General features: G+C 51.7%; 11 protein-coding genes. 6 read left to right on the top strand and 5 right to left on the bottom strand.

Annotated features, from left to right (window positions below):
• Positions 1 to 219: 219 nt before the first annotated feature.
• The 5 genes from BM030_RS10620 to BM030_RS10600 all read right to left on the bottom strand — a co-directional run bounded on the left by BM030_RS10620 (position 220) and on the right by BM030_RS10600 (position 6807).
• Complete coding sequence (locus BM030_RS10620; protein WP_090973561.1) at positions 220 to 1314, bottom strand: phytase; 1095 nt, start codon at positions 1312 to 1314, stop codon at positions 220 to 222.
• Positions 1315 to 1357: 43 nt separating this feature from the next.
• On the bottom strand, positions 1358 to 4237 hold the full coding sequence (locus BM030_RS10615; RefSeq protein ID WP_244518852.1) for a TonB-dependent receptor: 2880 nt from the start codon (positions 4235 to 4237) through the stop codon (positions 1358 to 1360).
• 228 nt (positions 4238 to 4465) lie between these two features.
• The gene (locus BM030_RS10610) at positions 4466 to 4951 is read right to left on the bottom strand and encodes a helix-turn-helix transcriptional regulator (RefSeq protein WP_090973559.1); all 486 of its coding nucleotides are present in this window, start codon (positions 4949 to 4951) and stop codon (positions 4466 to 4468) included.
• Entirely contained in the window at positions 4888 to 5811 is a 924-nt protein-coding gene (locus tag BM030_RS10605; protein ID WP_090973558.1) for a tetratricopeptide repeat protein, read from the bottom strand. The genes BM030_RS10610 and BM030_RS10605 overlap by 64 nt, the downstream gene beginning before the upstream one ends.
• 69 nt (positions 5812 to 5880) lie before the next feature.
• Positions 5881 to 6807, bottom strand: a complete 927-nt coding sequence (locus BM030_RS10600) for an isopenicillin N synthase family dioxygenase (RefSeq protein WP_090973557.1) — start codon at positions 6805 to 6807, stop codon at positions 5881 to 5883.
• 164 nt (positions 6808 to 6971) lie between these two features.
• Between BM030_RS10600 and BM030_RS10595 the strand changes: the two genes are divergently transcribed.
• The 6 genes from BM030_RS10595 to BM030_RS10570 all read left to right on the top strand — a co-directional run bounded on the left by BM030_RS10595 (position 6972) and on the right by BM030_RS10570 (position 14208).
• Positions 6972 to 7403, top strand: coding sequence for a MarR family winged helix-turn-helix transcriptional regulator (locus BM030_RS10595; RefSeq protein WP_090973582.1), 432 nt, complete (start codon positions 6972 to 6974; stop codon positions 7401 to 7403).
• The gene (locus BM030_RS10590; protein WP_244518850.1) at positions 7400 to 9874 is read left to right on the top strand and encodes a 3-hydroxyacyl-CoA dehydrogenase/enoyl-CoA hydratase family protein; all 2475 of its coding nucleotides are present in this window, start codon (positions 7400 to 7402) and stop codon (positions 9872 to 9874) included. The genes BM030_RS10595 and BM030_RS10590 overlap by 4 nt, the downstream gene beginning before the upstream one ends.
• Before the next feature lie 53 nt (positions 9875 to 9927).
• Positions 9928 to 11103 carry an acetyl-CoA C-acyltransferase gene (locus tag BM030_RS10585; protein WP_090973555.1) on the top strand — a complete coding sequence of 392 codons (1176 nt, stop codon included), beginning with the start codon at positions 9928 to 9930 and terminating at the stop codon, positions 11101 to 11103.
• 11 nt (positions 11104 to 11114) lie between these two features.
• Positions 11115 to 12905, top strand: coding sequence for an acyl-CoA dehydrogenase family protein (locus BM030_RS10580; RefSeq protein ID WP_090973554.1), 1791 nt, complete (start codon positions 11115 to 11117; stop codon positions 12903 to 12905).
• 110 nt (positions 12906 to 13015) lie between these two features.
• Positions 13016 to 13564: an RNA polymerase sigma factor gene (locus tag BM030_RS10575; protein ID WP_244518848.1), complete on the top strand. Its 549-nt coding sequence runs from the start codon at positions 13016 to 13018 to the stop codon at positions 13562 to 13564.
• On the top strand, positions 13561 to 14208 hold the full coding sequence (locus BM030_RS10570; protein WP_090973553.1) for an anti-sigma factor: 648 nt from the start codon (positions 13561 to 13563) through the stop codon (positions 14206 to 14208). Before BM030_RS10575 ends, BM030_RS10570 begins: the two co-directional genes overlap by 4 nt.
• Positions 14209 to 14234 lie beyond the last annotated feature (26 nt).

The following is a 14234-nucleotide window of genomic DNA, read 5'->3' as shown; positions in this document are numbered from 1 at the left end:
ACGGGCACTGTATTGTCGCCGACCGGAATTGATTAAGGTTCACGTGACCCCAATACACTGCCCATAAAAGACAAATCAGGGTTTATGGCCATTGACCTGTTATCATCGGCCTGTTAGTGATGCAGGAGGTACAGCACCCTTTTTTAATGCCCGATGCCGTTGTTGTCGAGAGTAGACTACAGTCCGGCATCGGGCAGCATTGATGGTATGGTGGGGGAGTTATTTATTCACCTTCAGGAGCTCTCCGGCAACATCTTCCCAACGATAGAGCTGGAACGTCCTGTCGTTGCTCATGGCCACGAAGAGGCCGTGTTTGAAATCGTCGTTGAGCCGGACGGAAACAATGTCTGAGCCGTCACTTTCGTTGGTCGATGTCCGAATAGCGGTGATCAATGGGTGATGGTGCGGATCGCCTTCGCCCTCACGGGGGTACACCATAAATTGGTTGGCTTGCTGGTCTGATACAAGGATATAGCCGGTGCTGTCTGACGTTTTGTAGATGCTGATACCTTCATGATCTTCGGCAAATCCCTGGGTGGCGAACAGCGCCAGTTCTTCGTTTCCTTTGTCGGGGTCCGCGTAATACTTGCGCACGCCTACCTGTTCGTCAGCGCAGTATACATACCCCAGTTCATTATCCACGGCAAGGGCCTCGATTTCCTTGTGGCCGCTGAAGTGGCCGAATTTGCGCACCAGCGTGGCTTTGACCGCACCCGTTCCATCGTCTTCAAGCAGGTATTGCCAAAGGTAGGTGCCGTCTGTGGGCCCTGTTTTCCTGCCTACGATGGCGTAGATTTTTCCTTCAGGGTGGGTATACAGTGCGATACCCATCAAGTCGCGGAATTCCTCCCCGGTTTCGCCTTCGAACACCTCGATGCCACCGTTGTCCACCGGCTGCATATCGGGCAGCGAAAAGATACGGAGTTTATGCGTCATCCTTTCGGTAGCCACGGCGATGTCCACGGGTTTTCCACCTAAAGACAGTCCGTAGGCCACATCCACATTGTTGGGTCTTTTCAATCCGCCAACGGTTTTATCTGGAAGGATTTTGCCTTGCAGATTGTACACATACAATGCGCCATCGATGTTTTTGTCGGTACCAATGATGAGGGATTGGGCAGGGTCATCCGGGTTAATCCATATGGCCGGGTCGTCTGTGTCGTGTGGGGTTGCTTCGGTCACATAAAGCGGCCTGATGATGCTGTCTGCAGCTGCGTTGTGAGAAGCTGCCTGTTGTTTGCCGCCTGTGCAGGCAGCGGAAAGGGCAAGTGCTACCGGGATAGCGAAGAGGTTGCTTACTGTGTTTTTGCTCATGATAAGTGGTGATGTTTGGTTAAACAGTTTATGAATTGAACGGTTATAAATCCAGTTTTATTCCCAGGTTGAACCGTGGACGGTAATATTCCGCCTGCATGGTGCGTGAGCGTATGCCCTGGTAATACCTCAGGGGCTGGTTGGTCAGGTTATTGGCTTCCGCGAAAATCCGCAGGTTGCGCTGTATTTTGTAAGCGGCGTTTGCATCGAGGAAAAACTGCCGATCGTAATGCGCATCGTCGAAACGGGTGGCAGCTAATTCGTCCAGGTAAGCGGCCGTGTAATGTGCGGACGCTCTGATGGAAAAGCGGCTGTCTTCCCAGGAGATCGAACCGTTGAGCATATGCGGTACCGTTCCCGGAAGGCTGATGTCATTCCGTTCATTGCCGTCTTCATCGGTCACACCTTTCGCGTTGGAGGCAACAAACGTGTAGTTGGCGTAAATACCGAGTCCGCGGAGGAATTTACCGGGAAGAAAGTCCAGTTGCCGTTGGAAGGCCACTTCAAATCCATATAGGTCGACCGTACTTCCATTGCGCATTTGGGTGAACTGCCATGTTTCTCCGGGTGCAATGGGGTTGTTTTCAGCCGGAAAATCAGCGGCAAACTTTTGGGCGGTGTACTGTTGGTCTACGAACGTGTAAATGAAATCGTTCAGGCGTTTATAGAATACCCCGCCGGAAATCAGGCCTACCGATTTGAAATAGTTTTCAATCATCAGATCGCCGTTGTACGCGTATGTTGCATTCAGATCAGGGTTTCCCGCATATATCTCGGCGTCTGATCCGGGAATTACACTTAGGTACGGTGCGAGTGCGTAATAGTTGGGCCTAGCCAATGCCGTTGTGAATGCACCACGGAAAACGAAGGATTCCGTTGGGGTGAATTTGAAAGAGATGTTCGGAAAAATGTTAGTATAGCTGTTGCGTATGGTACGTGACCCCAGGAGATCTTCTTCGTCTTCAATCACGTTACCGGTGTATTCCAGTCCGGTGTGCTCCAGCCTGGCGCCGATAATTACCGAAAACGTGTTGCTTAGGTCTTGATCCCAGCGGAGGTACCCTGCATAAATGCTTTCCCTGGCGTCATAGTTTTCCATCAGGTAGTCGTCCGGTATGGCTTCTTCCTCAAACTGGGTGGCGTCTGACAAGTTGAGTCCGCCGAGGAACTGAGGGGTAATAAACCGACCGGGGACAAACGCGTCGCCGATGAGCAGCGGACGGTGGAAATTCACCGTCTCGACATCGGCCAAGGTGGCAAAGGCACTTTCATTGAGGGGCTCATATTCGAAAGCGATATCATCACGAACTTTGGTCTTCAGGCGAAGGCGACCGCCAAAACGCAGCCGTCCCTTTTGGTCTTCAACGACTGAAAGCGGTACACGGAAATTCAGTTTGGCACCAAACTCTGTTTCCCGGGTAAATCCATGGCCTTCGGTAATTTCGTTAAACCCAAGCCCCATTTGATCGCCGCTGGTAACGGTATATAGCGGGAAACGGCTGTCGCCATTGAACGAAACGGGGAATCCGCCGCTTCTGAACAGGGCGTAGCGTTCGTTTGGCTTTTTTTCTGAAGCGGTCGAATAGCTGGCGGCCCAATCCATATCTACCGAAGATCCAAACAGGTGATCCCCTCTCAATGAATAGTTCTGCACTTGCTGCGTTTCTAAGCGGGTGTTCTTATTCTTGCCCGAGGCCCCTCCTTTGAGTTCCCGGCCTACGCGGCCGGTATAGCCGGTTATTACCGACGGGTTGCTGTCGTCGTATGTCGGATTGATGTTGTCTATGCGGAACCGGAAGCGGTTTTCCAGATCGTCACGCCAATTGTACATTGCACCCGCGGTTAAGGTATGGTTGTCGCCCAAGCGGAAGTCGAACGAGCCGGATACACTCCTTCGGATGCGCTGCACATCGTACCGGCGGATGTCTTGTTGTCTCACATAAGCATTCCCATGGCTATCTTCTACCCACGTAGCTTCGATATTGTCTGAACCATAGTCGTTGTTGTTATAGGAGCCGCTGAGGATCATCCCGATGGCGTCATTGGCAAAGCGGTTTCCATATACGAAGCCTCCGGTGTACAAGGCCTTTTCCCTGATGGGGTTGTAGCCGCCGGACAATGTGGCCGATATCCGCTGGCCATTGGGAGAAGCCCGTGTAATCAGGTCTACCGAACCGCCGATTGCATCGGCGTCCATATCGGGGGTAAGCGTCTTGTTGACCACAATAGCCTGAACCATATCGGCGGGGATCAGATCCATCTGCACACGGCGATTATCGCCCTCCGCAGAGGGAATACGGTCGCCATTCAGCGTCACGGAGTTAAGCTCAGGAGCCAGCCCCCGTACGATGATGTCGCGCGCTTCACCTTGGTCGTTCTGCATGGCAATGCCGGGTACACGCTTAAGGGCGTCGCCAATGTTGGCATCGGGGAACCGTCCCACCTGGTCCGAGCTGATCACGTTAGCGATGTTCGGATTGTTTTTCTGCTGGTTGAGCGCACTGGCCTGACCACGCAAGCGGTCGCCCATAACGACCACTTCGCCAAGTTGCGTATCGCCGTAGTCCAGTTCAAAATCAACTTTCGTATTAACCCCGGCCGCTACGGTTACGGTTTTTACCAACGACCGGTAACCGAGATAGTTTATGGATACTTCATAAGTACCTGCCGGTACGCCGAGGAATTCGTATTCCCCTGTCTGGGTGGAAACCGTATACCGGTTGCCCATATTGACCCGCAGCGTAGCCCCGGGCAAAGACAAGCGGGTGGAATTATCTATCACCTTACCTGATATTACACCCTGCTGCTGGGCCAATACTGTTATGGACGTTAAAAGGAGTAAAGTCAGTATGCCGTGCCGGACCATGCCGGAGAGGGACATACAGAAAAAGGATGTGGAGAAGTGTGAGTTTTTCTGTTTCATATACCGTGTATTTTTTGGCAATTTTATTTCGGGCAAAGATTGACGCATTTCCGCGGGCAATCAATTTTGGAGCGTATACAAAATATATACAGCTCCCCGGCGTCCATAGACAATAAGGCAACATCTTGTTTTTTATGTTTGTAATTGGTTGTTTTTTAGTGGTTTGTCGATGAATTTTTTGCCATTAAGTTTTTGTTAAAGGCAGGTTAGCTAAGGTTTAAGCTGCGGTCAGAGCCGCTGGATGAAGGAACTGAGGCTTTCGCCTTCTTGGATGTGCAGCTTCTTACGCAGCCGGTAGCGGGATATCCGGAGGCTGTTTTGGGAAATACCAAGCATGGTGGCGATATCAGCGGATCCGAGGTTCATCTTGATGAGGGCGGCCAGCCGAAGGTCAGACGAAGTGAGGGTATCGCTATGCTTTTTCAGGCTGTCGAAGAAATGCTCATGTACACGTTCAAATACAATTCTGAAGTCTTCCCAGTTTTTATCCTGGTTACTGTTAAGGTTGATGAGGCCGATAAGCTGTTTCAGTTCTTTGCGCTGGTCCCTTTTGTCGTCGCGCACCATGCTGTTCAGCTTAACCCTCAGTTCTTCCAGCAACTGATTTTTCTGGATGAGGTGCAGGGTATGGCTTGTAAGTTCCTTGGTTTTCAGTTCGAGTTCGCCTTTGAGATTTTCTTCGAGCAGGTGTTTGTTGTAGAGGTCGGCTTCCATAGCTTTACGTACTGCCCCATCAGTCCGAAGGTCCGGGCGAGATCGCGGTAAGCGCTGGCCAGTTGATACGGTTCATTAAGGGTTTCGGCCAGTTGTGCGGCCCGCCGGGTGTATTGCAGAGCTTCCGGGTACCGGTCAGTTTTTCGGTACACGTCGCCCAAGTTGTTGATGATCTCGATCTGGGCCATCTGGTTGTTGTTTTTGATATTGAGCTCCAGGGCCAGGGTGAAGTAATGTAAGGCCGAATCCAGTTGCAATTTATCTTCATAGATGCTCCCGATGTTTTCGTATATCTTAGCCATGCCGGTTCGGTCGCCCGCATGTGTCAGTTCCCCCAGCGCAAGGTTTTGATACTTGGTGGCCAGTTCGTAGTTTTTGGTTTTTTCATAAGCCTGCCCGATATGGCCGTACGCATCGGCTATGCCCCGTCGGTTGCCCAGCGCTGTATAGATTTGCAGGGATTCCTCAAATATATCCAACGCCACAGGATATTGTCTGTTGTAGTAATAGGTCTCGCCGATTTTGATTAGCGTATTGGCCAATTCGGCCATGTGTTTACCGTTTCTGAACAGCTTTTCCGCCTTGTAATAATTGTCTAAGGCTTGTGAATAGGCGGCTTGGTAATAGTATACTTCGCCGATTTGTTCATAGCATACCGCTGCGGTGTATCGGTCTTGTTCATCAAGAGCCTCGTTGAGCAGTCGCTTGATTTGCAGAAAAGCTGCATCCGGATTTTGCTTGATGAGTGTGCGGGTATGTTCCAATTTGCCCTGCGTGTTTTGCCATGCAAAGGCTTGCGTACCAAACAGCCCGATGGCGAGCAGCAAAAGGATAAGTTTGGGGAAAGGTTGTCCCGTCATTCTTGTGGCATTGGTGTGCCGGGTAAATTTAAGTTTGTTATATTAAGTTTGTGTTAAATCTGCCCTGGATTACATTTTCAACCCAATTTCCCGGAGTCGTTCATCGAGGTATTCCCCCGCGGTGATGTCGGCATACGCCTTGGGATGTTCGGCATCGATGCAGGATTCCAGCACGGCTAAGTTCATATTGGCTTTAGGATGCAGGAAAAAAGGCACCGAAAAGCGGGATGTCTTCATCAGTTCCCGTGGCGGGTTCACCACCCGGTGGGTGGTTGACTTAAGCTTGTTGTTGGTGAGCCGCTGGAGCATATCGCCAACGTTCACCACTATATCTTCACCCAATGCTTTCACGGGATACCACGTGCCCTCACGGGTAAGCACCTCTAACCCGTCGGCACTGGCACCGATGAGCAGCGTAATGAGATTGATATCCTCATGCGCTCCCGCGCGTACGGCATTCGCCGGAAGGCTGCTGGGGTCGGCTATCGGAAAATAATGGATGGCCCGCAGGATGGAGTTGCCTTGGATAACGCTGGGTTCGAAATAATCTTCCGGCAGGCTAAGGTATACAGCAATGGCATTGAGTAGTTCCCGTCCGACGGTTTCCAGCCGCCGGAATACTTCTCCGGTTACTTCGTCGAAGCGCGGAAGTTCTTCCACGATGGGATTGCCGTCCTGTCCGCGCTGCCAGAATTCTTTCAGGTCGGGCACGCTGGCATCTTTGGCCTTTTCTTTACCTTTGGCGGTATAGCCTCGCTGGCCAGCTAAGCCCGGAATTTCGTATTTTAGTTTAGTCGCCTCCGGCAATGCAAAAAATGCCTGCACCACTTGGTATAGCTCATCAATCAGCCCTTTTTCCATGCCGTGGTTGGCAATGGTGACAAATCCGGTTTCATTGAAGGCACTGCCAATGTCTTTCGAAAATTGAAGACGCTGTGAAGCCGTGCCATGTGTATAATGAAGCAAATCTAAGCGGGGAATGTTAATCTTAGTCATGGATTGCGATGATTAATGACGCTATGGTTGACAAAAATAACGCTTTAGATAGAAATTCCCATAGTTATCCTTTGATCAACTTATTTCGATTAAAATTTGCTTTCTAAAAACATTCCGGTTAAATTTGCTATGCATGCATAATAAATTTGACATGTCTCGGGATGATGGAAGAGGACAATACCATTGATTATTACCTGAAAGCGGCATGGCAGTCGGCCGCCAATAAGTACAATCAGATTGCGGCACAATTTGGGATTACGCAAGCAACAGGGTATGTGCTCATCAACATCCATAAGGAAGGCACGCCGGTATCGCAGATAGCCAACCTGCTTGGGGTGAAAACAACCAGCTTATCCCGGATATTGAGTAACTTGGAGGCGCTTGGATTAATTTACAGGGAAACAAACCGCGCTGATAAACGTTCCGTTAAAGTATACCTCACGGAGTTGGGGAAGCACAAGCGTGAGTTAGCGAAGGATGTCGTACGTCGGTTCAACGCTTACCTTGATGAACACATCACGGGTGAAGACCGCCGGGTACTCATCTCAACGCTGAAACGCATAAATGAATTGGCTGTACAATATAAACCAGAATGATGGATTTGAGACATGAGACATCAGACATGAGACATCAGATAGTAGACAAGAGGCGAATCAAAAAGATCGCCGTATTGGGTTCCGGGGTAATGGGCTCGCGTATCGCGTGCCACTTCGCTAACATCGGGGTGGAGGTGCTGCTATTGGATATCGTGCCTCGGGAGCTGACCCCGCAGGAAGAAGCTAAGGGATTAACGTTCGACAGCCGGGTCGTACGTAACCGTATCGTCAATCAATCGCTCGAAAATGCATTGAAATCCAACCCTTCACCGGTGTTCAGTAAAAAAAATGCCAAGCTGATCACCACAGGGAATTTCGATGATGACATGGGGGGCATCGCTTCGGCCGACTGGGTCATTGAGGTGGTCGTAGAGCGGCTGGATATCAAGCGGGAGGTATTTGATAAGGTGGAGATACACCGTACCCCCGGTACGCTGATCACGTCCAATACGTCGGGCATCCCGATCCACCTGATGGCTGAAGGTCGCAGTGCTGATTTTAAAGCGCATTTTTGCGGCACGCATTTCTTTAATCCTCCCCGCTATCTGCGGCTGCTTGAAATTATCCCCACGGCAGACACCAAACCGGAAGTGGTCGATTTCTTGATGCATTATGGAGATAAGTTTCTGGGGAAAACTACGGTGCTATGTAAAGATACCCCTGCATTTATCGGTAATCGTGTTGGCGTCTATTCCATGCTTGCGCTTACCCATCTGGTGGAACAGCTGGACCTCACAGTGGAAGAGGTGGATAAGTTCACAGGGCCGGCGATGGGCCACCCTAAGTCAGCCACCTTCCGCACGGCTGATGTAGTGGGATTGGATACGTTGGTGAACGTGGCTAATGGACTTGCCGAAAACGCCAAGGACGATGAGGCTGGCGGCGTATTCCAGTTGCCGGGTTATATCCGGCAGATGGTCGAGAACAAATGGCTTGGCGAAAAAAGCGGCCAAGGGTTCTATAAGAAAATCAAAGATGAGCAAGGGAACAGTGAAATCCTGGCCCTTGACCTGAAGTCATTGGAATATCGCAAGCAGGAGAAGGTAAAGGCGGGCACACTGGAGGCAACCAAAGCGGTGGAGGATATCCGAAAACGGATGAAGGTATATGAGCAGGGTACGGATAAGGCAGGGATGTTTTTCCGGGCCATGCATTACCCGCTTTTCGAATATGTTTCCCGGCGTGTGCCGGAAATCACGGATGAGTTTTTCCGTATCGATGACGCCATGCGGGCGGGCTTCGGGTGGGAACTTGGTCCTTTTGAGGTATGGGATGCACTGGGGGTAAGAGAAACCGTCGAGAAAATCAAGGCCGAGGAAAAGCGTGTGCCAGGCCATAGCGGTGAGGTGGCGGATTGGGTGCGGGAGATGCTGGATGCTGGGCATGATTCGTTTTATAAAGTGGAAAACGGCATCAGATACTATTATGATATCGGCGCGCAGTCATATAAGCCCATCCCCGGTACGGGGGACTTTATCATCCTCGACAATATCCGGGGGCAGAAGACGGTCTGGAAAAACAGTGGGGTTACCGTTACCGATTTGGGTGACGGTATCCTAAACGCCGAATTCCATACCAAGATGAATACGATCGGGGGCGATGTTATTCAAGGGCTTCACAAGGCCATAGAACTGGCCGAGAAGGATTTTCGAGGCTTGGTCATCGGCAACGACGGGGCTAACTTTTCGGCAGGGGCCAACATCGGTATGATTTTCATGATGGCCGTGGAGCAGGATTACGACGAGCTGAACATGGCGGTGAAGACGTTCCAGCAGACATCCATGCGCCTGCGCTATTCGTCCATTCCCGTTGTGGCGGCACCGTTTGCACTCACACTGGGAGGGGGCTGTGAGTTTTCCATGCATGCCGACTTCGTGCAGCTTCATGCCGAAACCTATATGGGGCTGGTGGAGTTCGGTGTGGGGGTCATTCCCGGCGGGGGCGGTTCGAAGGAGTTTGCCCTGCGGGCGTCAGATGAGTTCAAGGAGGGGCAGATTGAGCAGCAGGTACTGCGCGAACGGTTTCTGACCATCGGGCAGGCGAAGGTATCCACGTCTGCTGTGGAAGCGTTTGAGTTGGGATACCTCCAGGAGGGGAAGTATGCCGTCAGCATGAATCGGAATCGCCTATTGGCTGATGCCAAGGCGAAAGCCATCGAGCTGGCCGAAGCGGGCTATACACAACCCGCGCCGCGAAAAGATATTAAAGTGCTGGGCAAGCAGGGTTTGGGCATCGTATACGCCGGAGCCAATTCCATGCGCGCAGGCAATTATATCTCCGAGCATGACCAGAAAATTTCGGAAAAGTTGGGGTGGGTGTTGTGCGGGGGCGACCTGTCGGCACCAACCGAAGTGTCAGAAGAATATTTATTGGATCTGGAACGGGAAGCATTTTTGTCGCTATGCGGCGAACGGAAAACGCTGGAGCGGATACAGCATATGTTGACCAAGGGAAAACCGTTGAGAAATTAGTGTGATCGATTTCGGAGCCGATTAAACAGGAATTAATCAAATTTCAAGTCTATATGGAAGCATACATTATAGCAGGTTACCGGACAGCAGTTGGTAAAGCACCGCGCGGAGTTTTTCGTTTTACCCGCGCCGATGACCTCGCCGCGGATGTCATTAAGCACCTGGTGGCTTCCGTACCCAATCTGGACAAGGAGCAGGTAGATGATGTTATCGTGGGTAACGCAACGCCGGAAGCGGAGCAGGGCCTCAATATCGGGCGGATTATCTCCCTGATGGGGTTGGATACGGATAAGGTGCCGGGGGTGACAGTGAACCGCTATTGTGCCTCGGGACTGGAAACGATTGCCACTGCCGTAGCCAAAATCAGGGCGGGGATGGCCGATGCCATCGTTGCCGGCGGGGTGGAGGTGATGTCGGGCATGCCCATGGGCGGGTGGAAGGTGGTGCCTAATGCGGAGGTGGCCAAACATCACCCCGACTGGTACTGGAACATGGGATTGACTGCTGAAGCCGTAGCGAAAGAATATCACGTTAGCCGTGAAGATCAGGATATGTTTGCCTTCCAGTCGCACCAGAAGGCGATAGCGGCTATTAAAGACGGACGGCTCAAGGCGGGTGTGGTACCGATTACGATACGTGAGAATTACCTTAAAGACGGCAAGAACATCGAGACCCGTGAATATACCGTGGATACCGATGAAGGACCCCGCCCGGATACCAGTCCGGAAGCACTGGCGAAATTGAAGCCTGTATTTGCTGCCGGAGGCAGCGTTACGGCGGGTAACTCTTCGCAAACGTCAGACGGTGCGGCATTCGTTTTGGTGGTATCCGAACGGAAACTGAAAGAACTGGACGTGGAGCCCATCGCCCGGCTGGTGAGCTACGGCGTGGCGGGCGTACCACCGCGCATCATGGGAATAGGTCCTATTGATGCGATACCGAAAGCGCTGCGCATGGCTGACTTAAAACTGGACGATATCGGCTTGATCGAGTTGAACGAGGCGTTTGCAGCCCAGTCGCTGGCCGTGGTGCGCGAGCTGGGCATCAATCCGGATAACCTGAATGTTAATGGCGGGGCCATTGCTTTAGGGCACCCTTTGGGCTGTACCGGAGCAAAACTATCCGTGCAACTCTTCCACGAAGCAAAGCGCAGAAACCAAAAATATGGCATGGTCACCATGTGCGTGGGAACAGGACAGGGGGCGGCCGGGATTTTTGAGGTGTTTTGACGAAACAGATTATGGCAACGGAAACGAAAAATACGATTAAAGGTGGTGAATTCGTAGTCAGGGAAACGAGTTACCGGGATATATTCATCCCTGAGGACTTCGATGACGAACAGGTCATGATCAAACAGACCTGCGCAGACTTCCTGGACGCTGAAATTTTTCCCAAGCTCGACCGCATCGATGCACAGGAAGAAGGGTTGATGGAAGGGCTGCTGGACAAAGCGGGTGAATTGGGGCTGTTAGGGGTATCTGTTCCTGAACAGTATGGCGGATTCGGCAAGAATTTCAATACGTCCATGCTGGTGGCCGATGTCATCGGAGCAGGGCATTCGTTCGCGGTGGCGCTGTCAGCACATACCGGTATCGGCACATTGCCCATCCTGTATTATGGTAATGATGCCCAAAAGGAGAAGTATGTCCCGAAGTTGGCCACGGGCGAATGGAAAGCGGCTTATTGCCTTACGGAGCCGAACGCGGGGTCGGATGCCAATTCGGGCCGCACCAGCGCTAAATTGAACGCTGAAGGCACGCATTACCTCATCAACGGGCAGAAAATGTGGATTACCAACGGTGGTTTCGCTGACGTGTTCATTGTGTTTGCCAAAATCGACGATGACAAGAACCATACAGCGTTTATTGTGGAACGCAGCTTCGGCGGGATTAGCATGAATCCCGAGGAGCATAAGCTGGGCATCAAGGGGTCTTCGACCCGGCAGGTGTTTTTCAACGACTGCCCCGTACCGGTGGAGAACATGTTGTCGGAGCGAGGCAACGGCTTCAAGATTGCCGTGAATATCCTCAATGTGGGGCGCATTAAACTGGGGGCTGCCACCATCGGGTCATCACGACGGGTCATCAACCAGGCAGTTAATTATGCCAATGAACGCGTACAGTTCGGTATTCAGATTTCAAAATTCGGGGCCATACGCCATAAACTGGCGGAGATGGCCACGCGCAATTTCGCTGTGGAAAGCGCCGCGTACCGGGCCGGTCAGCATATCGACGACACGTACGGAACCTTGGTAGCAGGCGGAATGGATGCCGTCACGGCGAAACTGAAAGCGACCGAGCAGTTTGCCATTGAATGCGCGATATTGAAGGTGTGGGGATCGGAAATGCTTGATTATGTGGTGGATGAAGGGGTGCAAATCTATGGTGGTATGGGATACTCGGCCGAGGCACCGATGGAACGTGCATACCGTGATTCGCGCATTAACCGCATCTTTGAGGGTACCAATGAGGTGAACCGCCTGCTTATCGTGGATATGCTATTGAAACGGGCGTTGAAGGGTGAGCTTGACCTGATGGGGCCTGCACAGACGGTGGCAGCTGAACTGACGGCCATCCCCGACTTCGGGGAAACCGATGATGTGCCGTTTGCTTATGAGAAGAAGGTAATCGCCAACCTCAAGAAAGCGGGCTTGCTGGTAGCCGGTGCCGCCGTACAGAAGCTCATGATGGCATTGCAGAAGGAGCAGGAGATACTGATGAACATCGCCGACATTATCGGCTATATTTATTTGGCTGAATCTGCGTTGCTCCGTGTGGAGAAGCTCTCCAATCGTCAGGGAGGCGATGCGGTGCAAGGTCAGCTGGATATGGCCCGTATTTACCTGCACGCAGCGGTTGATGCGGTTTACCTTGCCGGAAAGGAGGCGTTGAATGCCTTTGCAGCGGGGGATGAACTGAAGATGATGCTGATGGGATTGCGGCGCTTTACAAAAACCGAGCCCTATAATGCCAAAGATGCCCGGCAGCGGGTGGCGAAACAATTGATTGATGCGAATGGCTGGTGTTTTTAGGTTAGCTGACGTAACAATAATTCACAAACACACATGAGAAGGCGAGACCGGGGCAGTATATACCGCCCCGGTTTCTTTTTAGTGTCCGTGGAAATTGGTATGTTTGGTTGGTGGAACAGTCTGAACAGTATCTATTGACCGCATACCGGGAAACAGGCAACCTGCAATTGCTGGGTAGGTTGTATGAGCCCTACATGCCGTTGGTCTACGGTTTGTGCTTCAAATATTATAAGGATGAGGCGAAAAGCGAGGACGCGGTTATGCAGATCTTTGAATCGCTCGTTGCCAAGTTGCGGGTCCATGAAGTGAGCAATTTCAAAAGCTGGCTGTATACGTTGGCGCGGAATCATTGCCTGATGGATCTGCGTACTGAGAGCCGGGTCAGTACGGTGGATATTGAAGAGCATCTTGTGGAAAGTGATCGGTTATTGCATCAACAATATGAGGAGCCCATTACTGAAGAGCGGCTTGCGCTGATGGAATCGTGTTTGGAAGAACTCAACGAAGAACAGCAACGCTGCATCCGGCTATTTTACCTGGAACAAAAGTGCTATAAAGACGTTGCAGCTATTACGGGGTATGATCTCAATAAAGTAAAAAGTTACATCCAGAACGGCAAACGCAACTTAAAAATCTGCATGGAAAGGAAACAGGAATGAACAACAATTACCTAATCATTCGCATACAACGGTACCTCAACGGCGAATTATCCCGAGAGGAGATGTATGAGCTTGAGCGGGAGGCGCTGGACGACCCCTTGTTGCAGGATGCCATTGACGGCTACCGTCTGCAGCAGCGCGTGAGCCACCGGCAGCTAAGCCTACTGCAGCAGCGGTTGGCTGATCGCATTACCCAGCAGACGAAGGAGCGCCATGCCTTTTATTTCGGTTGGCAACGACTGGGGGTAGCCGCCACCGCTTGCGTATTGATGGTACTGGTGCTGGTGTTGCTGTGGATGCGTAACCATCCGGATCCGCAACGGGGCGAGAAAGAGGTGCAGGTGGAGCTTGCTGTGCCTCAAGCTGTGGGCATACAGGCCCTGCCCATCACCGGAATGGCATTTGATGCGGAGCCGGCACAGGGATGGAAAGCGTTTAATGCGTACCTTGCCGAGCACATGGGAAATGAATTACCCAAGGGGGAAGTGTTGTTAGCCTTCACTATTGATGAGCAGGGCCGGCCCGCCGCTATCCGGGATACCGAAGGGGCGGTAGCGGAACTGTTGGCCGAAGCGAAGCGGTTGCTGGATAACGGACCCACCTGGAAAGGCAACACCGGGAAAATAAAGTTGATATTCCGATAACCCCCTGACGCTTCACTTCGGTTAAG

The sequence above is a fragment of the Parapedobacter composti genome, from assembly GCF_900112315.1.
GTDB lineage: Bacteria > Bacteroidota > Bacteroidia > Sphingobacteriales > Sphingobacteriaceae > Parapedobacter > Parapedobacter composti.
Note: the sequence above shows the minus strand (reverse complement) of the source record. Positions and strands in the feature narration are given on the sequence as shown.